20 protein-coding genes and 2 pseudogenes are annotated in these 24,432 nt (G+C 63.5%); 16 read left to right on the forward strand and 6 right to left on the reverse strand.

The genetic code is table 11. The features are described from left to right. Positions 1-496 precede the first annotated feature (496 nt). The gene (locus tag F1643_RS21275) at positions 497-1,873 is read left to right on the forward strand and encodes a replication initiation protein (protein ID WP_194915289.1); all 1,377 of its coding nucleotides are present in this window, start codon (positions 497-499) and stop codon (positions 1,871-1,873) included. A 92-nt stretch (positions 1,874-1,965) separates the two neighbouring features. Here F1643_RS21275 and F1643_RS21280 read toward each other — a convergent pair whose 3' ends face one another. Continuing rightward, positions 1,966-2,517 carry a hypothetical protein gene (locus tag F1643_RS21280; protein WP_194915290.1) on the reverse strand — a complete coding sequence of 184 codons (552 nt, stop codon included), beginning with the start codon at positions 2,515-2,517 and terminating at the stop codon, positions 1,966-1,968. Between the two features lie 229 nt (positions 2,518-2,746). On the opposite strand from F1643_RS21280, the gene mobH reads away from it, so the two are divergent. From mobH to F1643_RS21295, 3 genes are read left to right on the forward strand one after another with little or no spacing between them, the layout of a single operon-like run. Beyond that, positions 2,747-5,605 carry a MobH family relaxase gene (gene mobH, locus F1643_RS21285; protein ID WP_194915291.1) on the forward strand — a complete coding sequence of 953 codons (2,859 nt, stop codon included), beginning with the start codon at positions 2,747-2,749 and terminating at the stop codon, positions 5,603-5,605. 10 nt (positions 5,606-5,615) lie between these two features. After that, a complete protein-coding gene (gene traD, locus F1643_RS21290; RefSeq protein WP_149226327.1) occupies positions 5,616-7,394 on the forward strand; it encodes a conjugative transfer system coupling protein TraD in 1,779 nt (592 codons plus the stop codon). A gap of 8 nt (positions 7,395-7,402) precedes the next feature. Continuing rightward, positions 7,403-7,894 carry a hypothetical protein gene (locus F1643_RS21295; protein WP_194915292.1) on the forward strand — a complete coding sequence of 164 codons (492 nt, stop codon included), beginning with the start codon at positions 7,403-7,405 and terminating at the stop codon, positions 7,892-7,894. 9 nt (positions 7,895-7,903) lie between these two features. On the opposite strand, the gene F1643_RS21300 is transcribed toward F1643_RS21295, so the two are convergent. From F1643_RS21300 to F1643_RS21310, 3 genes are read right to left on the reverse strand one after another with little or no spacing between them, the layout of a single operon-like run. After that, entirely contained in the window at positions 7,904-9,526 is a 1,623-nt protein-coding gene (locus F1643_RS21300) for an IS66 family transposase (protein ID WP_194910808.1), read from the reverse strand. Between the two features lie 9 nt (positions 9,527-9,535). Beyond that, positions 9,536-9,952 carry an IS66 family insertion sequence element accessory protein TnpB gene (tnpB, locus tag F1643_RS21305; protein WP_194915293.1) on the reverse strand — a complete coding sequence of 139 codons (417 nt, stop codon included), beginning with the start codon at positions 9,950-9,952 and terminating at the stop codon, positions 9,536-9,538. Beyond that, the gene (locus F1643_RS21310) at positions 9,949-10,359 is read right to left on the reverse strand and encodes a transposase (RefSeq protein ID WP_194910806.1); all 411 of its coding nucleotides are present in this window, start codon (positions 10,357-10,359) and stop codon (positions 9,949-9,951) included. The genes tnpB and F1643_RS21310 overlap by 4 nt, the downstream gene beginning before the upstream one ends. A gap of 187 nt (positions 10,360-10,546) precedes the next feature. Between F1643_RS21310 and F1643_RS21315 the strand changes: the two genes are divergently transcribed. Then, positions 10,547-11,206 carry a DUF4400 domain-containing protein gene (locus F1643_RS21315; protein WP_149226216.1) on the forward strand — a complete coding sequence of 220 codons (660 nt, stop codon included), beginning with the start codon at positions 10,547-10,549 and terminating at the stop codon, positions 11,204-11,206. A gap of 233 nt (positions 11,207-11,439) precedes the next feature. Here the strand turns inward: F1643_RS21315 and F1643_RS21320 are convergent, their stop codons facing one another. Next, positions 11,440-12,093 carry a TraE/TraK family type IV conjugative transfer system protein gene (locus F1643_RS21320; RefSeq protein ID WP_149226220.1) on the reverse strand — a complete coding sequence of 218 codons (654 nt, stop codon included), beginning with the start codon at positions 12,091-12,093 and terminating at the stop codon, positions 11,440-11,442. A 16-nt stretch (positions 12,094-12,109) separates the two neighbouring features. Further along, the gene (gene traL, locus F1643_RS25195; RefSeq protein ID WP_109154410.1) at positions 12,110-12,391 is read right to left on the reverse strand and encodes a type IV conjugative transfer system protein TraL; all 282 of its coding nucleotides are present in this window, start codon (positions 12,389-12,391) and stop codon (positions 12,110-12,112) included. A gap of 454 nt (positions 12,392-12,845) precedes the next feature. Between traL and F1643_RS21330 the strand changes: the two genes are divergently transcribed. The 11 genes and pseudogenes from F1643_RS21330 to F1643_RS21375 all read left to right on the forward strand — a co-directional run bounded on the left by F1643_RS21330 (position 12,846) and on the right by F1643_RS21375 (position 24,339). Next, positions 12,846-13,616: a type-F conjugative transfer system secretin TraK gene (locus F1643_RS21330; protein WP_194915295.1), complete on the forward strand. Its 771-nt coding sequence runs from the start codon at positions 12,846-12,848 to the stop codon at positions 13,614-13,616. Between the two features lie 165 nt (positions 13,617-13,781). Beyond that, positions 13,782-14,210 (forward strand): ABC transporter C-terminal domain-containing protein, encoded by a 429-nt coding sequence (locus F1643_RS21335; protein WP_194915298.1) that lies wholly within the window; start codon positions 13,782-13,784, stop codon positions 14,208-14,210. 81 nt (positions 14,211-14,291) lie between these two features. After that, a pseudogene (gene istA, locus F1643_RS21340) lies at positions 14,292-15,783 on the forward strand (IS21 family transposase); the annotation flags it as partial. Positions 15,784-15,791: 8 nt separating this feature from the next. Then, positions 15,792-16,520, forward strand: coding sequence for an IS21-like element helper ATPase IstB (gene istB / locus F1643_RS21345; protein WP_194911088.1), 729 nt, complete (start codon positions 15,792-15,794; stop codon positions 16,518-16,520). Positions 16,521-16,785: 265 nt separating this feature from the next. Beyond that, positions 16,786-17,472, forward strand: a pseudogene (locus F1643_RS21350) (TraB/VirB10 family protein); the annotation flags it as partial. Positions 17,473-17,725: 253 nt separating this feature from the next. After that, positions 17,726-18,349 (forward strand): type IV conjugative transfer system lipoprotein TraV, encoded by a 624-nt coding sequence (traV, locus tag F1643_RS21355; protein WP_194915299.1) that lies wholly within the window; start codon positions 17,726-17,728, stop codon positions 18,347-18,349. Between the two features lie 7 nt (positions 18,350-18,356). Further along, positions 18,357-18,707 carry a TraA family conjugative transfer protein gene (traA, locus tag F1643_RS21360; RefSeq protein ID WP_247883952.1) on the forward strand — a complete coding sequence of 117 codons (351 nt, stop codon included), beginning with the start codon at positions 18,357-18,359 and terminating at the stop codon, positions 18,705-18,707. Positions 18,708-18,950: 243 nt separating this feature from the next. Next, positions 18,951-19,736, forward strand: a complete 786-nt coding sequence (locus F1643_RS21365; RefSeq protein ID WP_194915300.1) for a hypothetical protein — start codon at positions 18,951-18,953, stop codon at positions 19,734-19,736. Further along, on the forward strand, positions 19,733-20,557 hold the full coding sequence (locus F1643_RS25200; protein ID WP_219729654.1) for a thrombospondin type-1 domain-containing protein: 825 nt from the start codon (positions 19,733-19,735) through the stop codon (positions 20,555-20,557). Before F1643_RS21365 ends, F1643_RS25200 begins: the two co-directional genes overlap by 4 nt. 286 nt (positions 20,558-20,843) lie before the next feature. Further along, positions 20,844-22,286 (forward strand): hypothetical protein, encoded by a 1,443-nt coding sequence (locus tag F1643_RS21370; protein ID WP_194915301.1) that lies wholly within the window; start codon positions 20,844-20,846, stop codon positions 22,284-22,286. Beyond that, positions 22,243-24,339 (forward strand): hypothetical protein, encoded by a 2,097-nt coding sequence (locus F1643_RS21375; protein ID WP_194915302.1) that lies wholly within the window; start codon positions 22,243-22,245, stop codon positions 24,337-24,339. The genes F1643_RS21370 and F1643_RS21375 overlap by 44 nt, the downstream gene beginning before the upstream one ends. Positions 24,340-24,432 lie beyond the last annotated feature (93 nt).

Genomic DNA, 24,432 nt, shown 5'->3' on the forward strand with positions numbered 1-24,432 from the left:
CATCATGACCCCCATTACGTCACTGTGACGTGCTGGGGGCTATCGTGGCGCGTCTGTCTGCGTTCAGCATGGCCAGCATAGCCTCTATCTCGTCACCGCTGGACTGGTGATCGTGGCTGCGCGCCATTATGGCCTCCATTGCGTCACCGTGACATGCTTGGGGCTGTGTTGGCGTCGGCCATTCTACCGGGAAAGCCTCCAACGCGTCACCGTGACGCAACGGAGGCCATGATGGCGTTCCGGAGCATGTTTCACTGGAGCCGCAAGGCCCTTGCCGCCCTCGCACCGTGTGGGCGGCCATTATAGCATCCGCTGTGTCACGGTGACGTGTTGGAGGCTATGAAGGCAGCGCTTGTGCCGCCATTATGCCCCCCGCTGCGTCACCTCGACTTTGTTAGCCCCTGTAAGCCCGTTGCCATCATAGCCTCCGTCGCGTCACTATGGTCCAACCGGCACAATCGAGACATGAAGGCCTATGGAGAGGGGAACCAAGCGTGTGACGCCGGCCGCGGATGCCGAGGACACTTCGGCTGAACTACGCGTCCAGCAGGCGGCACCAGCGGTCAACGGCCCGAGGCGGAGTCCTCTCGCTGTGTCCAACTGGATGCACGGCGATCCCAGCTTCCTGAAGGTCCGCGAGCTGATCGAGGTCCTGGACCCGGATTTGTCGGTTGTGGATCGAAAGCTCCTCGATGCCATGTTGGCCCACGCTTCCGATACGGTGTTGAGCGACGCTGCGACGGGAGAAGCGGCTCCTGGTACCCGCGTCTATTCGGCGTTGGCTACCGACGTTAAGCGGGCGATGGGATGGGAGAGCCACAAGAGCAACAGCCGAATTCTGGCCGCAGCGAAGAACTTGCAAAGCTCGGTCATCACCATCGGGTATTTCGCTCCGGGAGATAACACCCTTCGGCACAGGAACATCAGCTTGATCACGCTCTCGGAGGTTCCGGAGAGCCATGGTGTCATCTACTGGCGCTTCAGCCCTGAGGTCGAAAAGCTCCTGTCGATGAAGGGGGAGCGGTTCCTTGTTCAGCTCAAGGTGCTTGCGAAACTGACGTCGGGTTACAGCCACCGTCTCTATCAGCTTCTGTGCGCCAACACTGACCGCGAGACCCTGTCTTGGACCGTTCCTGCTGGAGATCTAAGGCAGGTATTGAATGCTGCCGCCGAGAGCTACGACAAATGGGCCGCCTTCGAACGTCGGGTGTTGAAGGTTGCCGTGGATGAAATCAACCAACACGCTGCGTTCAACATCCGGTACGAGTTGGTTTTGCAGGAGCGAACCAAGAAGCGCACGCACATCCGCTTCATTTTCGAAGGCCCGGCTTCCGCATTGCCGCCAGCTGAAACCGGTCCGCTCTTGGAGGAGCCTACAGGCCAGCTTGTGTTTGATCTGCCGGGGGCCACTGAAACGAGCATGCCTCCCCCTTCGGCATTTGCTGGGAAGCTAGGGATTCGGGTGCGGAGCCGATATCGGGAGGAGTTCCCTGGAGCACCGATTGATGACCTGATCGACCTGTGGGCCACCTGGTGCGTCAGGCATCGAATAAAGGCGGAACGACCGCCAAGGGTGTTCGAACGATGGCTGAACAGCCTGTTCGGAGATCTCGTATTGGAGGCCCGGGAGGGCGACGCCTCTGTATGGTCAACAGCGTTCAGCCGGGACCTGGACCAACCGGTGTATCGTGTCATGTTCGCGTTGGGCGGGATGGTTGCTAGGCAACGCCAGCTTTGGCTGGCCCTTGCCAGAAGCAAGTATGCGGACAAGTACCCACGCACGGCGATGCCGGCTGTGTCGCTGGACTGTGTGGACTTCCACCTCTGGGTTCCACTCATCAAGGACGAGTTTATGAAAGCGAATCCGGTTTGAGCTGACACCGTTTCGCAGGCTGAACTCCCCTAACCTGATCGGGCACCGGGGAGGCCGGCCAGGTGGCTCTCCCCAGTAGGCGGCGCGCCTATTTAGCCTTTGCCCTTCGTCGAGGCCGAACGCTCCGCCGCCGGCAGGAAGTCGTTGCGCAGCGCCGCGCATCCATTGTGGCGCTTCTCTTCCAGAGTGTTCATGGGCGGCCCGGCTGTGTTGTGGATCACGGTCCACTCATCCGCGGTCAGGCGTTGACCGGAGCAGAACTTCGTCCATGCGGAGCGATGCGTGTCGATCGACCGGCTGGCCGGCGGCACCATGCCTGAGCGGCCCGCTGAGAGCTTAATCGGCTTGGACGAAGGCGCCGGCAGTTGTTCACGCTGGATTGCGGTCTTGGCGCCACTCGCCTCGGTGTCGACCGCGTTCAACCGAGCCAGGACACTCTTGATGTCCAGGTCGGACCCAGCGGCGCCTGTGCCACTGCTCAAGTTGGCCCCGAGCGGAGCCACCGTGTAGGCCGCGTCCATCGCAATGACGTGCTCGTAACCCTCACCCCTGACCGCCGCGCCCCCCCGGCGTGCGCCGACCCATCCGACGCGAGCCTCGTAACGGGGGGGCGTGGTTTCGGCCACCTGATGCGCGGTCGCCATCACCAACGGGGCCTGGGCGGTCGTTTCCGCACAACCTGCGAGCACTGTCCCTGCAAGCAGGACGGATGCGTAGATGGTTAGGCGCAAAGGAACCTCTCAGTATTGAATCGCCTTGGGAGCGCCCCGGAGAGTAGCGGGGATCGGCATCTGCGCGCGCCGCCGAAAGGCGACGATTTTCAGCGTCTTTCGGTGGCGAGAAACCAAGATCGACTTTGGTACAGAGATCCCCATGAAGAAGTTAATTTCAGACCTCTCTGACAAAGCGCGTCGCTGGGCCTTCCCCGGCTACTACGCCAATGCGCCGCTCGCGTCGAAGCCGGAAATTGACGTCGACGAGGAAGTGCCGCGCTATCCTCCCTACGAGAAGGGGCTCCCAGTCTACAGCACCGAGCGCCTCATGCGCCGGCAGCCGGAAATGCTCATCAAGATCCGGCAGACGTTTTCATTTCCGGATGAGGACTACAACCGGATCATCCTGCCGGTAATCGAGCGCTTCGCCTCGTATATTCACCTTCTGCCATCCTCGGAGCACCATCATCACAAAGGGGCTGGTGGTGCGTTCCGGCATGGGCTTGAGGTGGCGTTCTCCGCAGGCCGCTCCAGCGGCGCACACATTTTCATGCCGGAGGGCACCCCCCTCGAACGCAAGCGCGTGGAAATCCGCTGGCAGGCTGCGATCTTCTTTGCCGGCCTCCTCCATGACGTCGGCAAGCCGGTCACGGATGTCGAGGTGGTCAATGCCGATGGCTCGCTCATGTGGAGCCCTTACTCGGAGACGATCAGCGAGTGGGCCAATAAGCATGGCGTTGAACGCTACTTCCTGCGTTGGAAGCGCAACCGGGGTAATGAACACCGCATCCTGGGGGGCTCCATCGCCCAAAGTCTGATTCCCAAGCATGTGGTTCACTGGCTTAACGAAGGGGGCTCTGACATAAACCAGACTCTGAACCTTTATCTATCGGGGTCGGAAAAGCTCAAGCACCTCCTCGTCGATCTTGTCACCAAGGCGGACTCCGCCAGTGTTGAGCGCGACCTCGTCGCCACCGGCCATGGGAAGATCCGCGATCCGGGGTTCGGCGTTCCCGTCGAGCAATTTGTGCTCGATGCCATGCGGCGCCTTCTAGCCGACGGCACTTGGAAGATCAACGAACCGGGGGCGCGGGTCTGGGTGGTTTCCGATGGCGTGACGGACGGCGTGTTCGTGGTCTGGAAGAAGGCGGTCGAAGACATCATCGAGCTGCTGCAAACCGACCGCATCCAGGGAATTCCGAGAAATCCTGATACGCTTGCAGACGTAATGGTCGAGCGTGATCTGGCGGTGTCCAAGAAGCTTGGAAACCAGGTGTACCGGTACTGGCCGGTTTGTCCGGACGCGCTGACCAACAACGGCAACCCGGTGAGGCTGCTGATGCTGCGCCTCCAAGCGCCCTCGCTGCTATTCTCCGAGCCTCCACCCTACGTTGGCGCGCAGATTGACCCGGCGCCAGCACCTCCGCAACCGTCGGGTTCGACAGGATCGTCCACAAGCTCGCCTGCGGCGGCGTTGCCAGCCGCGGCCGTGCAGACGCAAGGTCAGGTTTCGCCGGCTGCACCCAAGGCCCCGCCGGCTGCTGGCGTCCACTGCGGCTCATGCGGTGTTGTGCACCCTAACCCCGTTTCAGCCGGTGCGGCATGGACCTGTGCCGACTGTGGGGCCGTCCACAACGCGCTGGCCGCGCCAGCCGCTTCAGCCGCCCAGGCAGCGGTGCCCACGGCTTCCGTGATCCAACCGGTCCAAGGACCTGTGGCGTCGAACAGCACGGTGAGCAAACCCATTGTGCAGGCACCAGGCGGGAAGGCTAACGTCCCTGGCGTGACGGTCAGCAAGCCAGTGGTAGGTGCGCCCCCCAAAAGCACGCCCAAAGTGACAACCGGCAAGGCACCACTCCAGCCCGGTACTCGCAGGTCACCTCAGGACGATGGTTTCTGGCACACGACCGGGGATGAAGAAGCCTCACTTAAACCGAGATCCGGTGCAGCGGATGCCGTAAGCAATGCCGAGCCTCCTCCACCTGCTAAGCCCCCCGCGACGAGTTCCAAAACCGCGGCCGTCGCGCCCACAGCGCGAAGCGAACTGTTCGGCAAGGGCAAAGCTGGTCGGCTCCTGGTCGCGATGGCCGAGGATATCGCCGGCGGACGCGCGAATTGGGGCGAAAGCCTCGCGCAGGTCGACGAGCACCTGATGGCGAAGATGCCGGAGGGGTTTGTCCCTTACCTGCGATTTGAGCTAACGGATGGCGAGCCTGATGCCCAACCTGTCGAACTGGCGAGCCTGCTCAGGGACGCGGGATGGATCGTCAAAGACCATCCGGACGCCGTGACATCGATCAGAGTGATCGCCGGCATCAAAGGCGTCGTGATCCGGAAGGACATTGCTGCACTGGTGGAAGCGGTCGCCGGCGATGGGAGCCGTCCTGAGATTGAGCAACAGCCTGCACCGGCGACTCAACCCTCACAGCAAGGCAGCAGCGTGGATAAGAGCGCTCCGCGTCCGATGCAGACGACGGGGGGACCGGCAAACAACAACCGCGGCGGTTTCGTAGGCGCGGGGACCCGAAAAGACACTGCTGCACTGGTGGAGGCCGTTGCCGGCGATGGAAGCCGTTCTGTGATTGAGCCACAGCCTGAATCGGCGGCTCTATCGTCGCTGCACGGCAGCAAGGACGAACAGAACGCTCCGCGTCCAATGCAGACGACGCGCGGATCGCCGGACATAGAAGCCGGCAGCAAACCCGTCGTCGAGCGAAGCCAAGATAAGCCGCCGCTCTTTCACAAGGCAGAACAAAAAAAAGGGTACACGCAGAGTATCGAAGACAAGCGCACGCTAATAGCAAAGGAGTTCCTTGCGTGGTGCCGGTCAAGCCCGTGCCCTGATTTGATAACAGATCACGGTGATTGGCGAATAGTGCCGGCGCATGTGCTTGAGGCCGCTGCTAAAAAGCGGCAGATCGGAGTTGGCAATTTCCGACCCGCTTTCGAAAGCCTCGCGGGAGTGCAGCGCACCGACAATGACTACATGATTACAACTCAGGAGCCGAGCGGTGGTTGAGACCTATGAAATGCCGTGGCGCCCAAACTTCGAATTGGCCGCAGCTGCGGGATGGGGTGCGAGTGCATCCCTGTGCCTGACCATTGGCGCTGCTTCTGGTCTTCCACTCTCGCCCTTTGCCTGGATGGCGGCACTCGGCGGGGGCATGGGCGTGCACCGTGCTTACCAGGCGTGGCGCCATCACCAAAGGAAGGCCCGTCTTGCTGGAAAGCGCCTCAAGTTCGCGTCGATCAAGGAACTGCAGGCGCACATGAAGCCCGGAGCCATCTGGCTGGGAAACGGGTTCGAATGGGATCAGCCGCACACGCAGTTGTGCTACGAGATCCTGAAGCGCGACAAATCGAAGATCTTGCCGAAGGTCGAGCAGATGGGGGCCCCGTGGATCCACGGCGTCTCCATGTCCGAGGAAGACCTGCAGCTTCCGATCAACGATACGAAGGGACACCTGCTGGTCGTTGGAACGACAGGCTCGGGCAAGACCCGGCTGTTCGACTTGCTCGTCACACAAGCCATTTTGCGCGGTGAATCGGTCATCATCATCGACCCAAAGGGCGATCGGGAACTGCGCGAGAACGCGCAGCGGGCCTGCGCGGCGTTGGGAAAGCCGGAGAAATTCGTCTGGTTCCATCCGGGCTTTCCAGAAAAGAGCGCCCGCATCGACCCGATGAAGAACTTCTCGCGCGCTACAGAACTGGCGAGCCGCATCGCCAACCTGCTGCCCGGCGAGGGGCCGGCGGACCCCTTCAAGTCCTATGCTCAAATGGCGCTCAACAATGTCGTCCAGGGGTTGGTGCTTACCGGGCGCCAGCCGAACCTGGTCAATATACGGTCCCATCTGGAAGGTGGGCTGGACGATCTGGTCATCAGATCTGTTTCGATCTGGTGCGAGAAGCAGATCGAGATGTGGGAAGATGAGGCAAAGCCATTTCTGAGCAACGCAAAGGGAAAGGACGGCAAAGCGCTGGCTTTGATCCGGTATTATCGCGAGAAGGTACACCACCGAGCGCCGAATACAGACCTAGAAGGTCTGCTCAGTATGTTCGAACACGACAGGACCCATTTCGGGAAAATGATTGCCTCTCTTTTGCCTCTTCTTGGGCAGCTTACATCCGGGCACATGGGCGGTTTGCTTTCGCCAAACCGCAACAATGACTTTGATGAGCGACCGATTGTGGATATGGCGAGCGTCATCAATCTGGGACAAGTCTGCTACATCGGCTTGGACAGCTTGACCGACGCGATGGTGGGCTCGGCAATCGGGTCGATCTTGCTCGCCGACCTCGCTAGTGTCGCCGGCGACCGCTACAACTATGGTGTCAACAACACGCCGGTGAACATCTTCGTCGATGAAGCGGCCGAGGTGGTCAACGACCCGCTCATCCAGATCTTGAACAAAGGCCGCGGCGCCGAACTCCGGCTGCTTATCGCCACGCAGACCTTCGCTGATTTCGTGACACGGCTGGGCTCCGAACCCAAGGCCCGCCAGGTGCTCGGCAATGTCAACAACTTGATCTCCCTGCGCGTGACCGACAACGAAACGCAGACCTACATCACCGACGGTCTGCCAACCGTCCGGGTGAAATACGTCATGACCACGCAAGGGTCCTCGATCGGCACCGGCGGTCACGAGACCATGCAGTTTGGCGGCAACGCCGGCGAACGCCTTATGGAGGAGGAAGCGGAGTTGTTCACCCCGGCCCTGCTGGGTCAGCTCCCGAACTTGGAGTTCGTCGCCAAAGTCTCAGGCGGACGCCTGCTCAAGGGCCGCCTGCCGATTCTCAAGGAGTAGCTGGCGCGATGATTGCCATGGAAAGCGCCATGACGATCGGGCTGACATGCCCGTCATCCGATGATCCATGCGAGATGCTTCGGACCTTCCGCGCTGACCGCAAGCGCATCATGGCCGTCATTCGGCGGCTCGAGATGGATTGGCCTTGCAGCGCGGAGATACAGCGGCGGATGGCCGAGTACATCACGGACGCCTTTACGGCGCCCCCGCTCAAGCGGGGCGGCGCGCCACTTCCGTTGCTGCACCGTGCTCTGGACAGGGCCTATGATGCCTACGACGCGGCCATGCTTCAGCGTGATGACCTGCGCCTCCTCGCCTTCACCGACGCCGCATTTTCAGAAGTTGGGCGGGTGCTCGCCGGGATTACTGTGACGGACAGCGGCGACCGGACGTGGGCTCCTGGTCGGGGGGCTCCGATGCTGCTCTGGCTAGGCGCAGCCCACCGGGACGTGGCGCGCTACACCCTACGCTCCGGCGACCGCACCGTAAGCATCCGGTGAGCGCCGCGGTCAGTCCGGCTTCCAGTTCCAGGGCAGCAGTTCGTGCAGGCGGGTTTGAGGGATGTCGTTGATGCGTGCCAGCACGTCGGCGAGCCACGCCTGGGGATCGATGTCGTTGAGCTTGGCCGTGGTGATCAGGCCGTACATGATCGCCGCCCGCTGGCCGCCGCGATCGGAGCCGCAGAACAGCCACGCTTTCCTCCCGAGGGCGATCCCGCGCAGGCCGCGTTCGGCAGCGTTGTTTGTCAGGCACAGCCGGCCATCGCCGAGAAACCGGGTGAAGGCGTCCCAGCGGGTCAGCATGTAGTCCATCGCCTTGGCTACGGGGGCATGGCGGGAGAGCCGGGCGCGCTCCGTCCGCAACCAGTTCTCCAGCGCGGCTACCAGGGTGACGCCGTGTTCCTGGCGTGCCGCCAGCCGCTCGGCCGCCGGCTTGCCGTTCAAGGCGCGCTCGAGATCAAAGATGGCGTCGATGCGCGTCACGGCCTCCAGCGCCAGCGGCGAGATCGGCGGGGCATCCTTGCCGCGTTTCGTGTTCGCAGCGATGTCGGCCAGCTTGAAGAAGCCGCGCCGGGCATGCGCCCAGCACAGCGCGGCCCTGATCGGCCCCGGCCGGCGGTCGGGTTCGTACAGCCGGTTGTAGCCGGCGAACGCATCGGCCTGCAGCCAGCCCGTAAAGCCGGCCAGATGCCGTTCGGGGTGTTCGCCCTTGCGGTCGCGCGAGTAGTGGAACAGCGCCGCCGGTGGGGCTTGGCCGGCAAACGGCCGGTCATCGCGCACATACACCCACAGCCGCCCGGTGTCGGTCTTGCCCTTGGCCAGCACGGGCACCGGCGTATCGTCGCCATGCAGCCGCCCGGCCGCCATCACATGCGCCGCGATCAGGTCGTGCAGCGGCCTCAGCACCGCGGCGGCGGTGCCCACCTGGTCGGCCAGGGTGGACAGGCTGAGCGGCACGCCTTCCCGCGCGTAGCGCTCGGCCTGCCGGTTCAACGGCTGATGCTGGCCGAACTTCTCGAACAGGAGGGTGGCCAGCAGGTTGGGGCCGGCCCAGCCCCGCGGGGTGGTGTGGAACGGCGCCGGCGGCTGGCTGATCGTCTCGCAGGCCCGGCAGGAGAACCGCTCGCGCACCGTCTGGATCACCTTCCACCGGCGCGGGATCATCTCCAGCGTCTCGGTGATCGTCTCGCCCAGCTTGCACAGCTTGTCCGAGCCGCAGCACGGGCAGTTCGCCGGTGCCGGCACAACGACGCGCTCGCGCGGCAGGTGGTCGGGAAAGGGCTGGCGTGATGGCCGTTTGCGGGTGAAGGCCGCCACCGCGGTGATGCGGGCAGCGGCCTGTTCGGCCGCCAACTCGTCCTCGCTGGCCGTCGCTTCCAACTCCTCGAGCTGGAACTCCAACTGGTCCAACAGGCGTGCCTTGCGCTCGGAGCGTGTGCCGTAAAGCTCGCGCCGGAGCTTCTCGATTTCCAGCTTCAGGCTGGCGATCAGCGCCTCGGTGTTGGACGCCATCGCCCTGGCCCGGGCCGCTTCGGCTTCCGCGGCGTCCGCCCGCGCCTCGGCCTGCGCCAAGGCGGCGCGCAGGCTGGCGATGTCGTCGGCCAAGGCGGCAGGGGGCGGAGCGGCGGTCATGGCGCCAGTTTACCCGGGATCGCGCCGTCGAGCCGCCGCAATCTCCCCTGAACCAGCCCGTCGATTCACCGTGTCGCAGTCACCCGCGGCCTCGGGGCGCCAAGTCTTCTGCGGGTTGCGCCAGTCGATGCCTTCGAGCAGATAGCCCATCTGCCCCACCGAGATCGACACCGCGCCGTCCGCCGGCGTTGGCCAGATGAACCGGCCCCGCTCCAGCCTCTTCATGAACAGGCAACTGCCCTGGCCGTCATGCCAGATGATCTTCACCAGATCACCCCGGCGCCCGCGGAAGATGAAGAGATGGCCGCTGTGCGGGTCTTGGGCGAAGCGTTCCTGAACCAGCAACGCCAAGCTCGCCCAGCCCTTGCGCATGTCGGTGTGCCCGGTGGCCAGCCACACCCGCACCCCGCTCGGCACCGGGATCATGCCAGGGCACTGACGACGGCCGCCGCTAGGGCCGGGTCGACCGGCCCTTCCAGACGCAGGCGTGTCCCGCTGGGCAAGATGACCTCGAGGATCGCCGGGCTCGTGGCCGGCGGCGCCGGAGGCGGCAATGACCCAGGGGGCTCCACGACCGGCGGTTCCGTTACGGTCGGCTCCGGCGCGATGGTCACCGCGACGAAGCTGGACGGTTCGGCCACGGCACTCCCTGTGGCCTTCATCAGCCCCCGCCAGCGATACAGCAGGCTTTCGTGCACGCCCAGCCGGCGGGCCGCGTCCGTCACCACCACGCCGGGGCGGAACGCCTCCTCGACCATCCGCACTTTCTCCGCCGGCGTGTAATTCCGCCGCCGCTCCGTTCCCGTCAGAACCTCGACCCGCTGATAAGCCATGACGTTTGCAACTCGTTTGCGTCCGCGCGATGACGCGCCACACAAACCTCAGACGCCAACCCCTACTTTGCCAAGGCGGCGCTCACCGGAGGCGTACACCGCACCCAAACGGCGGCACAGATCACCGCGGCCGTTGCTGACTTCGCCCTGACGGCGACGCACCGCGACATCCTCAAGGAGGCCAGCCATGGCGGCTGAATCACAGAACACCACCTGGGCACGCTGGCTGCTCTGGCTTATCCTGGGCGAGTTCGTGATGATCGCCGTGCTGACGCCGATGCTGGGACGGGACGCCCTGGACTGGCTAACGCGTGTGGAGCGTCAGTGGTCCCTCGCCGAACTCGGCCTCAACGCGACGCTGTGGATCGAGAAGAGCGGCTTCGGTGCCTATGCGACTATCTTCCGTGACACCGGGGTCGAGCGAAATGTCTACGAGTTCTTCCTGCCGACGCAGGACAAGATCGTGGAGAGCCGCGGCCTGGAAGCGCTTGGGGCGAACCTCTACTTTCCGATGATCAAGGCCGGGCTGGATGCTGTGTTCGGATCGCTGCAGCGGCTGTTCGTCCGGCTTGCGGCCGTGGTGCTATGGCTCCCCGTGGTGCCGCTGTTCCTGGTTCCGGCGGTCCTAGACGGCATGATGAGCTGGCGGCGCAAACAGTACACGTTCGATTACCCCTCGCCGCTGGTGCACGGCTATGCGGCGGCGACCGCAAAGTGGCTGCTGGTCGGCTTGCCCATGGCGCTCCTCCTACCGGTGCCGATCCCGCCCCTGCTGGCGCCGTTCTTCTTCATCGCCGTAAGTCTATTGCTGATGTTGGTGGCGTCCCACACGATGAAGCGCATCTGACCGCCCCCGACCTTTGCAGCTGGCGCGATGGGTTGAGCGGCTGGGCCGGAGCTTGTCTCCGGCCCTTTGTCATTGGCGGAGCCGCCGGTCCTCGTCGGAGATGGACGAGGTAAGAACGCGCCCTTGCGGAGCACGTCCGATTGGTCCGCGCAACCGAGAAAGGCAGCGTTTTCCAGCGTCTTTCAACGGCGCGAAGGCGCTCACGCTGGCCAGGATAATGGGCTGGACCCGCTTCACGGCTTGTTCTCCTGGTTCTTGCGAGCCTTCAGATCTTCGATCCGCTGGGCACGCTCCTGAATTTGCTGCCGGCGCTCCCTCTCTGCGGAGGTCTGCGCGGCTCCCGCGTAGTTCGTGACCGAGGTGATCTGTGGCCGGAAGTTCCGTACGGTCCACGTGTACTCGTAGGTTGCCTCCTCACGCTTCTCATCGGCAGAAGGCCCCGTTACGACGCGATATCCGGTGACGAAATACTTGCTCGTCTCCCGCTCATAGATGATTTTGCGCGGATCGAAGCGTGCGGTGATCCGGTTGTGTTTGATTTCGTCGATGGTGCTTTCCACAGACTTCATAACTCCGTGGAAGATGTCCGGAGCCAGTAGGGGCTCCAGACCCTTGCGCACGAAATCCGCATTCGCTGGCGTGATGTTGCCGAGCAGCATGGACGTCGACCACGACCAAGCCTCCAGATAGTCCTGATTGGCGGACGATCGCGAAACCTCGACGGCCTTGGTCAGTTCCGGCGGGGCGATCACCACGGTCTTGTCTTTGGCGATGGCGTTGATGGCCAGCAGGAGGGCGACGCCGAGAAGGCCGAGGTTAGCTGCCCTCTGGAACCTGTTCTCAGCTCTGGCCCCCTGCCAGGACGCCAGAAAATCCTTCAAATGCATCTGTGCGTGTCCCGGCTCAAGGCTTGTAGTGATCGGCGAACGGATTGCGGATAGTGCGCGCGCTCGTGGGCATCAACCCGATCCAATAGAGCAGGTGCTGCAAGTAACCGTCCGGGTGCCCGTCGCGAAATCTCTTGTAGAGAGACGAGGCGGCAAAGCCGAGCGCCGTCATGATCAGCACGTTTCCAGTGAAAATACCGATGACGTGGAGGAGCACGATGGGCGCAAGCTCATCGGTGTTCCACAGGAGAACCGTTGGTGGTTCGTCGATTTGTCTCGGAAGCTGTACCGGATCCATGTGCCAATCCCCTTGCACGTCTGGCGCATTTATGCCCGTTTTCGGCGCGGCTTCGCCGTTCTCGTCGGACACCAGATCGCACAGGCGCAAACTCCGGAGCTTCCGGTGGCGCCGTTGAGTGAGATTGAGGCCGCCTACGATAGTTCCAAGGCCGCCGCTCCGGCCTCCGAGTTGGACACCCTGCAAAAGGCTATCCAGGAGGAGATTGACGCGCGCGGTGGGAAGCCCAACGTAACGCTGCCTTCTCAAGCTTCCAAGGGTGCTGCACCGGCAACGCCGGTCGCCACGACCCCGCCGCGCTCGGCATCTCCGACCACTCCCGCCACGACGCAGGCGGTGGTTCGGTCCGGCACCGCGGCGGCTCCGAAGGTTTGAAAACGCAGTGGAGCTTCCGGCCGTGCCTTCCAGTGTCGTTGCTCCAGGCGCGGCTCCACCGCCCGAGGATCTGGCTGCGATGACCCAGCCGGCCGTCATCACCATCCGCCCTGGCACCACGGAGCTGTTGGCAGTGGCGGAGGGGCACGCGAACCGCATCGTAACGCCGTTTGCCGAACCGGCGGTCATGACGACAAGCGATGCCACGTTCAAGGTTTCCGGAAACGTCGTCTACGTGTCCACCACTTCGCCTGCGACGATCTTCATCACGCCGAAGGGAGATGAGTCCGTGGCGATTCCGCTCGCCCTCGTGCCCCGGCGCGTTCCCCCGCGCGAAATCCAGCTGCAGCTGCCTCGCGGTGGTGTCTGGAATGCCTCGTTTGCCGCCGGCGGGGTTGGCGCGGCCGGCGCAGCCGTGGCTGGCAACAAGAAGGCGCAGCACTGGGAGGAGAGTCAGCCGTACGTCGAAACGATCCGGTCGATCATGCGTGAGATTGCACTCGGCACCGTGCCCAGCGGCTATCAAATGCGCGACATGGAGCGTGGCGAACAGACCGTCGGGTGCACCGGGCCGGCCGGTGTCACGTTCCAGTTTGGTGGCGGTCAGGTGATGGAAGGGTCACACCTGCAGGTCGTCATCGGCGTTGTCTCCAACCAGTCAGGATCGTCCGTCGAACTGGCCGAGCCCTGGTGTGCCGGACCGAACGTCGCAGCGGTCGCATATTGGCCGAACAACGTTCTCGCCGCCGGTCAGTCCACTGAGGTTTTCGTGATCCGTCGCCCAGCACTGCAGTCGGACACCGACGCGCGTCGGCCGTCGCTGCTGACACGAGCGGGAGCGGTCCGGTGAGCGTACTGAATATCACTGAGCACTGGCGGAACGCGAATCCGACGCTCCGTCGGGTAGTAACCGTCGGTGCGATCGCGACGTGCTTGATCACGCTTGTCGCGATTTTCCAGCCGGGCGATCGAGTCCGAGCGTCGCGCAAGGACCCGAACGCGATCCCAGGAAAATGTGCTGCTCGATAAGAACACGCGGCAGGTGTCTCTCGACAGCATGGCCGCGCGGATCGAGAACCTCGAAACCAATTTGGCGAAGAAGGAACAGAAGATCGAGCGCCTGGAGGAGGACCTGAAACGCAAGCAGCGCGAACCGGCGCAGGCCAGCGATCCGGATCGGTCTGCGTCGGATATGCAGCTTCAGGAGTTGCAGAAGCGTGTCGGCGACCTCCAGCAAAAGCTCGCGGATCAGGAGAAGGGCACCGTGCCGGCGCAGGGCGGCCGCTCGCCTATCGGCCGTGCGCCAACCGAATTGGCGCAGCGTCCGGGTCCGACGCCCGCAGCTCTTCGCGCGCCTACCGCACCGCCGAGCTCGGCAGAGATGTACGAAAAGAGCGGCCAACCTACAGGATGTGAATCGGCATGGAATAAGGACCCCGTATAGGGGGTGATCGGCATCCAACGGGACCCCCGAAGCTTTGGGTCCACACTGGCCGCCATGGAGGACATGGAGGCCTGTCGAGGGATGCTGATTGTGGAAACGATCGCGAAGATCCGTCGTGCCTACTTCGTGCAGCAGAAGCCGATCAAGGTAATCTGCCGGGAGTTCGGGCTGTCCCGGAAGGTCGTGCGGAAGGTGATCCGTTCGGAGGCCACGGAGTTCCGCTACACGCGCACGAACCAGCCTTTGCCGAAGATCGGCCCCTGGCGTGAAGAACTGGATGCTCTGTTGCTGGCCAACGAGGGGAAAGCATCACGGGAGCGCCTGACGCTGGTCCGGCTGTTCGAAACGTTACGGTCCCCGCGGCTATGAAGGCGGCTACGACGCTGTCCGTCGCTATGCCCGGGTTTGGCGGCAGGAGCAGGGGCCCTCCGTCGCCCAAGCCTACGTGCCGTTGAGCTTTGCGCCAGGCGAGGCCTACCAGTTCGATTGGAGCCATGAGGTCGTCCTGATCAACGGAACGACGGTCACGGTGAAGGTGGCCCATGTCCGCCTGTGCCACAGCCGGATGCTGTTCGTGCGGGCCTACCCGCGCGAAAGCCAGGAGATGGTGTTCGACGCCCACGACAGGGCCTTTGCCTTCTTCAAGGGAGCCTGTACGCGGGGCATCTACGACAACATGAAGACGGCGGTCGACACGATCTTCGCCGGCAAGGAGCGTGTCTACAACCGGCGCTTCCTGCAGATGTGCAGCCACTATCTGGTCGATCCGGTCGCCTGCACCCCGGCGTCGGGCTGGGAAAAGGGACAGGTCGAGAACCAGGTCGGCTTGGTCCGCGAGCGCTTCTTCACTCCCCGGCTGCGGGTGAAGAGCTACGACGAACTCAACGGCTTGCTCCTGGACCGCTGCGTCGCCCACGCCAAGGCGCATCGCCATCCCGAAATACGGGAGCGGACGGTCTGGGAGATGTTCGAGGCAGAACGGCCGAGCCTTGTTCCCTATGCCGGGCGGTTCGACGGCTTCCATGCCGTGCCAGCCTCGGTTTCCAAGACCTGTCTGGTGCGCTTCGACAACAACAAGTATTCGGTCGCGGCCGGCGCGGTGGGGCGTCCGGTGGAAATCCGCGCCTATGCCGAGCGGATCGAACTGCGCCAGGATGGACGAATTGTCGGTGAACACGCCCGGTGCTTCGGGCGCGACAGAACGGTGTTCGATCCCTGGCACTATGTTCCGGTCCTGGCGCGCAAACCGGGGGCCTTGCGCAATGGGGCACCGTTCAAGGATTGGGTCCTGCCGGCCGGTCTGGAGCGCGTTCGGCGCAAGCTCGCCGCCGTCGAGGACGGCGACCGGCAGATGGTGGACATTCTCGGCGCCGTGCTGAGCGACGGGCTGCCGGCCGTCGAGGCGGCCTGCGCCGAGGCCTTGCGCGAGGGCGTCCATTCCGCTGCCGTCATTCTCAACATCCTGGCCCGGCGCCGGGAACCGGCGGCGCCGATCACGATCATGACCTCCGACGCACTGCGGCTCCGGCACGAGCCGGCCGCCGATTGCGCCCGCTACGACAGCCTGAGGAGACCCCTGTGATGGAGCGTTCCGAGATCCTGGCCACCATGAGCGAACTCAAGCTCTACGGCATGAAGGCCGCCTACGACGAACTCATCGCCACCGCCGTCAAGCGCCAGCACGAGCCGCAACGGGTGGTCGGCGACCTGCTTGCCGCCGAAATCTCCGAAAAACAGGCGCGCTCGATCAAGTACCAGATCACCATCGCCAAGCTGCCGCTCGCCAGGGACATCGACGATTTCGTCTTCGACGACACGCCGGTCAACGAAACCCTGGTGCGCGATCTCGCCGGCGGCGCTTTTCTCGCCCAGCAGCGTAACGTCGTCCTGGTCGGCGGCACCGGGACCGGCAAGACCCATCTCGCCGTAGCGATCGCCCGGGCCTGCATCCGGGCCGGCTCCCGGGGGCGCTTCTTCAACGTGGTCGACCTCGTCAACCGCCTGGAAGCCGAAACCCGGGCTGGCCGGCAGGGCCGTTTGGCCGACCACCTCGCACGCATGGATTTCATCGTTCTCGACGAACTCGGCTACCTCCCGTTCGCCCAATCCGGCGGCCAGCTGCTGTTCCACCTGATCAGCAGGCTTTACGAGCGCAGTTCCGTGATCGTCACCACCAACCTGGCGTTCGGGGAATGGCCGTCGGTCTTCGGCGACGCCAAGATGACCACCGCCTTGCTCGATCGCCTCACCCACCACTGCGAGATCCTCGAGACCGGCAACGAAAGCTGGCGCTTCAAGAACCGCGCCTGACTTCCCCCCCGATGTCGCCCAGGTGGGTCCACAGCGCCTCCCCACGCGTGCCGCTCCGTCGCAGATGAGGGCACTGCGCGGCACGCGCGGGTCCCCTCCATGGACTACCTGGACGACAAGTCCTCGCCAGATCACGGGGTCCCTTTTCCGTGCCGATCCAGGGTCCCTATCTCAAGCCGATTGACATACAGGACAGGGGCAAGCGGACGGTGGCAAGGTCGAGCGTACCAACGCCGCTGCACCCGCGTCACGGGCTGCCACCGAGATCCGCGTGGTGGTTGAGGAGGTGCCAGAGACCCCGGTGGACGAGATGCAGGAGGAAACTGCTCAGAATTATCTCCCGTCCGGCTCCATTTTCTCCGGCACCCTCATCACCGGCATGGATGCCCCCACGGGAAACAGTGCCCGGAAGGAGCCGTTTCCCGCCCTCCTGCGCATTAAGCATGACGCCATCCTGCCGAACCGCTGGAAGGCGGACGTGAAGGAGTGCTTCCTGCTCGCTGCGGGCTTCGGTGATCTGTCCTCTGAGCGCGCGTATTTGCGCGGAGAGACGATCAGCTGCGTCACTAAGCAAGGGAAGGTGCTCGAAGCAAATTTCCCGGCCTATGCCGTTGGCGAAGACGGTAAGGCAGGCATCCGCGGGCGCTTGGTGAGCAAGCAGGGACAGGTGATCGGCCGCGCGCTGATGGCTGGCTTTCTTGATGGTGTGAGCAAAGCGTTCGATGTGAAGCCGGTCCCGGTCCTGGCAACCAGCAACACGGGCAAGTCGCAGTATGCTGACGTGTTTGCGGGTGAGCAATCGCTGCGGTCCGCTGCTTTCGGCGGCGCATCGTCCGCGCTCGACAAGATCGCTCAGTTCTATCTCGACATGGCGTCCAACATCTTTCCCATCATCGAGGTGGATGCAGGCCGCAAGATCGACCTCATCGCAACTCGTGGCATCAGCTTGACCTTCAAGAAGAAGGGGAAGGAGCAGGCGCTCCAGGACATGCGGTTGCCGGGCCAAGGGCAACAAGGCTCCGGCGCCGCGGGAGGAACTTCCGGGCTCCTGGGGTCGATGTTCGGGTTTGGTGGCAACGGTGCCGGCGGTATGGCCGGTAATGGGCCACGTTGATGTTTGAGAAAGACGTTGAAAGTCGTTGTCTTTCGGCGGCGCGAGAAAAATCAGAACGCGGCAAACTGCCCCCGAAACAAGGTTGCGAGAAATGAGCCTAAATTCCTCGAAGGTTATCGCCTGCCTGGCGCCGCTCCTCCTTGGCGCGTGCTCCAACCTCGGGATCGGGGCTGGCGATTACAGCTGCTCGGGAATGCCGCAAGGTGTCTCCTGCAAGAGCGCCCGGGAGGTCTATGAGCTGACAAATACCCGCGATGCGGTGAACGGCTTGACGTTAAGCCAGGAGGCCCAGCGCAACACGGAAAGCGCGGCGGAGACCGGGTTGGTCCAAACCATGCGGAAAGCGGCAGCGTCCGACCCGTCGGCACTCGGCGGCTCTCCGGTTGGCTACCGCGCGACGCCCGTGGCTTACACCGACGATGGCCGTGTGCCGATCCGCACACCCGCTGTCGTCATGCGTGTTTGGATTGCCCCGTATCAGGACAACAAGGGTGATCTGCATATGCCGGGCCTCGTCTTTAGCGAGGTCGAGCCGCGCAAGTGGCAGGTCGGTCTGCCCGACGCGGCGTCCGGTTCCCCGTCGGCCTTCCGGCCCCTTGAAGCGACTGCTCCCAAGGCGAAGCCGCCGGCCCACGATAGCGCCCCGGTCCGGCCGGCAAAAGCTGCGGACAAGTCGGAGCACGTTTCCTCAATCCCCGTAAAGCAAGGGAAGTAGCAAGACCATGAAGCACCGCATTCACCCCAACACGCAGGTCGCGCTGGCGCTCGCGCTGATCGTCGCCTTTACCGCGGGCGATGTGTTCGCTGGCACAGGCGGCACGGCGTTCGACGACATCTGGCTGACGCTGACCGATTGGACCCAAGGAACGCTCGGCCGCATCATCGCCGGCTCCATGGTCGTCGTCGGCTTGGTTGGCGGCGTCGCTCGCCAGAGCCTGATGCCGCTGGGCCTCGGAGTTGGCTCGGGCATGGGTCTTTACAACACCCCCACCGTAATCGACTCGATCATGACCGGTACTTTGCCCGTGCAAGTCTCGGAAGTGGTCGCGACCACTCCGGTGCTTCCCATCTGAAACACTCGGCGCGCAGAGCTGCACGGACAACAAGGGCGCTTCCGGTGTGGAAGCGCCCTTTTGCCATGTTTTGTCGGAGCCCTACCGTTGCAGTTGGACGCTCACGCGACACACGGCGACTCTGCAGAAAGATGATGGTTTCGAGTGCCTTTCGAGGCGCGAAGAGACGCAGCATTGTGGAACTCTCCAGGCTGCGCGTAGCCGCCGTCGGCAGGCAGGTTCGGGCTATGCTGGAGAGGGTCTATGAGAAAAGTCACCGCGGCCCTGCTGCTCTCGATTATTGCCATGCCGCTCGCTTCCTGGGCGCAGAGTGGCCCATCGCTTGAGCTGCGGGTGAAGAATGCAGGGGAGGCCACGGGGCCTGAGGGCGGGACGTATCCGAGCGTTGTCAGCCCCGCCGCGCCGCGGCCGGACGCGGTGGTAAGCGGCAGCGCCATCACCATCACGGACTTCCGTGATCTGGTGCTCTCGGTCGATGGTGCGCCGGCGGCGGCGACCAGCGTGTTGCTGCAGAATGGCGGGCGCAGCGCCGGACGGGCCGAGGCGTTGGGTCTCTACATGGACAAGCCGCTCGCCGCCACGATCAGCGCCGGGGCGGAACACTTCACGATCACTGGTGACAATTGCTCCGGTGCCCTGCTCGGGCCACCGGGCGATGCGGGAAGCACCTGCCAGGTGACAGTGCAGCCGCGCGCCAGCTGGTTCGGCCCATTGTCCGGGACACTGCGCCTGAGCACCGGCGGCTACACGATGGACGTGCCGCTGTCGGGCACAGCGCGGCATTTCGATCTGCCCAACCTGACGATCACGTCCATCGCGGGCGCACCCACATCGTTGAACGTCGCCGGGGAGACCCAAGGGGAATGGCGCATGTCGACCCCGGCCACGTTCCGGATCACCAACACGTCCACCGAAGAGTCCACGGACATGCTCGTGGCTTTGTTCGGTGGAGACAATCCGGGCAGTTTCGAATTCGTCAGCAACGCGTGCTCGGACAGTCTCTCGGGCCAGGCGCGTCCTGCGATGTGACGGTCCGAGCACGCGCTGATCGCAATGGCAGCTATGCCGGCACGCTCCTGCTCGCGAACCACAACCAGCCCAGTGTTGCGCTCGCAGGGACAGCTACGGGCTTTCTGCCCGTTGCCTGGAAGACGGCTGCATGGGGAGCCTGTGAAAACGCCTGCGGCACGTCCAGCCGCTCACGGTCGGTATGGTGTGAGCGCTCTGATGGCGTAACGGTTGCCGACAGCTTCTGCGGTTCTGGGAAACCGCAAACGGTGGAAGCATGCACCAGCTACGCCACCTGCACCTACGCTTGGCGGAGCGGCGACTGGGGAGCCTGTGCCAATGCCTGCGGAGGCTCCAGCCAGAGCCGCTCGGTCTGGTGTGAGCGCTCAGACGGAACCTCGGTCGATGGCAGCAACTGCGGCTCGGCCAGCCGGCCAAACGGCTCTCAGAGCTGCACCAACTATTCAGGCTGCTCGTACTCCTGGGTGGCGGAAGGCTGGGGCGGTTGCTCTGCCTCGTGCGGCGGCGGCAGCCAGTCGCGGTCGGTTTGGTGCCGACGCTCAGACGGTGCGTCGGTCGATGGCGGCAACTGCGGCTGGGGCAGCCGGCCAAACGACTCTCAGAGCTGCAACACACATGGGTGTTGTGTTGGAAATATGGGCCAAGCCTGCGCCCGGTATTGGTGCCAGTCCACCTATGGAGACTCCTGCGGTAATTGGATCGCCACGCCGTCTACGTGCGAGCAGTACCGCGGCGGATGGATAACGTCCTGCTCTGAAGGGAACAGCATCTGCTGTGGCGTTAATGATGGTCGGATCCAGTGCAATGGCAGCTGCCAATAAGCGCTGCCTAGCGGTGAACCCGCGGACCGTCTACTGGGGGGACTGCGCCAACAACTGCGGCGCCCCCAACAGGCTGGCATCAACAACCTGCGCCGCGGCTGTGTCGGCTGCAACTGCTCTTGGGGTCGTGGGCCGAATGGCAAGGAGATTCGAAGCTGTGCAATCGTTGATTTCCGCGAGCAGGGGGAACTGGACTCAGTCCTGGCGACGGTGCATATCGCGGGCACGGTCTTGCGGCGCTACTGTCCATGAACACGCCAACCGGCTGAGGTCCACAGCCCTCGCCGTGGTGACGGCTATCGGCGCTGTTCCGCTGATCACCAGCGGCGTTGCAATGGCTGAGAGTTATGGCGGCACAGCGCCTCACATTGAGCATCGTGCAGGCGATGGCACATCGTTCAAAGTGATCGGACCGGGAACCAATGTAACTGGTGATCCTGTGATCTTGACCCTCGCCAACCGTGCCGAGGGCTACAAGATCATCACCGATAATCCTCTCCCCTCTTCCTGGGTGGGTGATTACAAGCTATCTGCGACGACGAGAGATGGGAATGGGGCGTCGGCCACCCGGGAGTGGACGATCACATACGCGCCAGCCACCGTTCCCGTCGTGACAGCGGCCGCCAACGAAATCTGGATCCCAGGGGTTCAACACAGCTTCCGTAACGGCGCTCGTCTAAATCCGCTGACCACCGAGGCCTGGAAACTCCCAAATGGGGTCACGCTTGGCGGCACGCACGAGATGCGCGTTTCAATGCACAAGGACTCCAATGTCTCGCTGGTGATTGCCGGCGTGAGGATAAATCCCGGCGATGTGGGTGTGCCGATCGGCTCCTACGATTTTACCACCGCGTCGGGAAAGCTCTCGTTGCCTATGATGGCGGCGGACGACGGGCGGGAAGGGCAGGCTCGGCTCTGGATCACCACTGTCGCTCCGAACAGCCCTGGCGTTGATCTCCGGGTGAACACCTGGGTGCCGCATGTTGCCATGAAGGCTGAATCCTGGTCCGTGCGTCAGGCATTTGACATGGCGAAGCTCAAGGTCGAGCCGGTCGCTGGAAACCGATGCGAACTGACGTCCAGCCGTTCGACCGCGCGATCCAGTGACGCACTGGCCGCTCCGAAGTGCCTCGTTGAGTGGGAACCACTGCCGACGGACCTCAAGCCCGTAACCGCGCTGACGCCCATGGCAGAGGGACGCATGTGGGTCCACGGAGCGTACGACGTCGGCTACAAGATCAGCTTGGTCGATCCCAACGATGTGCAGGTGCGCGTAGCGTCGGGTACGGCGACGCTCACAGTTACGCCCATCGGCAATCTTCTCGCCTACCAGCCGCAGCGTTCGTCAGACCGCGCCTACCGGCTGGTCCAACCGTTGGAAGTGATGTTGAAGCAGTCTGCGGGGCCGTCCTGCGACACGTATTGGAGCTATGAGGGAGCAGAGTATCGTTCCTCCGATGCGGTGGTGCGCTGTGCACTGACATGGACGGCGTTGCCCAACACGCTGTCCCAGGATCAGTATTGGGTGCGCCCCTACTTGAAGGGGGCACTGGAGCAGGCCGGCACTCAGGACGTGCGGTGGAAGGTCGATGTCATCACCCCGCTGGGCTCCAAGATCCCGGCTGGAGAAGGATCGTTCGCGTATAACGTGATTGAGCCCCCCGGTGCCGGCTATCACGGAGGACATGCTGACCGTTCTAAAAGACGGTCTCTACGCGGTCTCGCGTGACGGCGGCTACGCCGGCAACTCCGTGATCAAAGGAGCTAACGCAGTCTACCGTGTTTCGGTCGTGCGCGGAGGCGAGGTGATCGAGGATGGTGAGTTCGATGCCTCCCCCTGGGGAGAGACGAGGGAGATACAGCGGCGCCTGAACGCGGTAGAGGCGGAGCTGTGGAGCCGCACACTCTGGACCGTGAAGGCCCGCTACTCCCAGATGCCCGATAACAAGTCCGAGCGTACGTTCGAACTGCTCGCTGTTCCTAATGCCAACATCAAGCCCGTCGTTACGGTGCCGACAACGTTCATGTTGGACACCCAGGACCTGCCGGTCGCGGTGGGCATTCGGGACGTCTACAAACAGGAGGCGGGCTACAATGCCGAGACGATGGGCGTGTGGGAGGTCCGCCTCGTCAAGTACATCGATTATCAGACGACCGAGCCGCTGACCGAATTCGTCTCGGCGGACAACGGCGACGTTTCGTTCACGCTGCCGGAGGGCACCTTCGACACCGGCTACGTCCGCCTCACGGCTGAGGCGCGCGTCAAGTCGCCGGTTCCGGAATACTCGCGCACCGAATTTGCGATCCGGCCGCTGAACCTCACCGTCGTCAAGGGCGGTGCGATCGGCGCCGGCCTGACGGCACGCCGGATCACCGGTGAAGCACCGCTCACTTCCATCTTTAGTCTTGCCCTCGATCACCGCCTGGATGCTACTGCGCTGGGCACCGTGACCTGGCAGGTGAGCGCTGATGGTGGATCGACGTCGAGCGTTGTTCCCCCAATGCGGAACAACAAAATGCGCCTGTCGTACACGTTCCCGAAAGGTGAGTACGATGTGCGTGCGGTCCTCCAGAACAAGTTCTCCGGTGCGGAACACACGACAGACCCGATCCATGTCATCGCTTACGACGTGCCGCAGGGCAAGTTGGACGGCCCCGAGCACGTTTTCCTCGGCGGCAGTGGTCATTACAAGCTGCTGCTCACGCACAAGGGCGAGCCGGTAACCGACGAGCAAGTCTCGGTCGAATGGTCGCTGGATGCCGGGAAATCCTTCAACCCCGGCAAGCTGGAATTCAACGTCACCCGCAACGAGCCGGAACGCATGGTTCTGGTCGCCCGCGCCCGTATGCTGGACGCGCCTGCCGACGACCCGTTTGCGTGGCGTGAACTGCGGCGGCGCGTCAACTTCGTGCCGGTTCGTCCGCCGATGATCCGCATCGTTGGCCCGGCGCGTGTCGAGTACCCGCAGACCGGCACGTTCCGCGGCGTGATGGGCCTGCCCTACCGGAACATGGATGTGGAACTGCGTGGGTGGTGGACACTTCCCGACGGGACTCGTGTCGATGGGCCGCTGCTGACCTGGGGGCCTACGTCGGAGAACCTGGCGGCTGACACGGTGACGCTCACCTACCACGCTGAGATTGTCGGGTTCGACGGTACCTTGGGCAGCGAAGACAAGCGCGTGCGTGTCTGGGAGTACGTCTGGCCGGAGTTCAGCCTGGAGCCGACCAGAAGCTCGCAGTATGCGCCGGCGGATGTGACGGTGCGCCTGCGCCAGATCGGACGGCCGATGCAGCTGGACAACCCGACTTACAACTGGACGCTACCGCCGGCCGCCACATTGCTCGAAGACGCCAACCAGACGATGCGAGTTGTCCGAACCGAGACGCCGGGGGCCTATCCGTTCTCTGCGTCCGTTTCCGACGCTCGCGGCAATTCGTCGACGGTGACCACGACGGTGAACATGCTTGCCGCTCCGAACTACAACATGACGCTAGCAGTGTCTCCGTCCAACCCATACTACAGAGCCCCTCTGGACCTAACGTTGAAGCCATCGATTACGGGGGGCCATCCAAGTGACCGGATCACATCGCTCGCGTACTATCTGAACGGCGCGCCGACCGGGGCCTGCCGGGTCCTATTCGAAGATGAGCCTGGGCGAGGGTACGCACACGGTGGAGGCGCGAGCGAAGACGCTGATGGGATGGAGCTTTGGGGCCACGCAGACCGTCACCGTAGTGGCCAACACACCGCCTCATCGTCGATCCGTTCCGCCAGCTGATCTACTCGACAAAGGCCGAGGAGGTGAACGCCATTAAGCGCCTGAGCGCGCAGGGTGTTTCGGTTCGGGATGCAGTTTACATGCTCATCGAGG

The sequence above is a fragment of the Azospirillum sp. INR13 genome (assembly GCF_015390205.1).
Classification (GTDB): domain Bacteria; phylum Pseudomonadota; class Alphaproteobacteria; order Azospirillales; family Azospirillaceae; genus Azospirillum.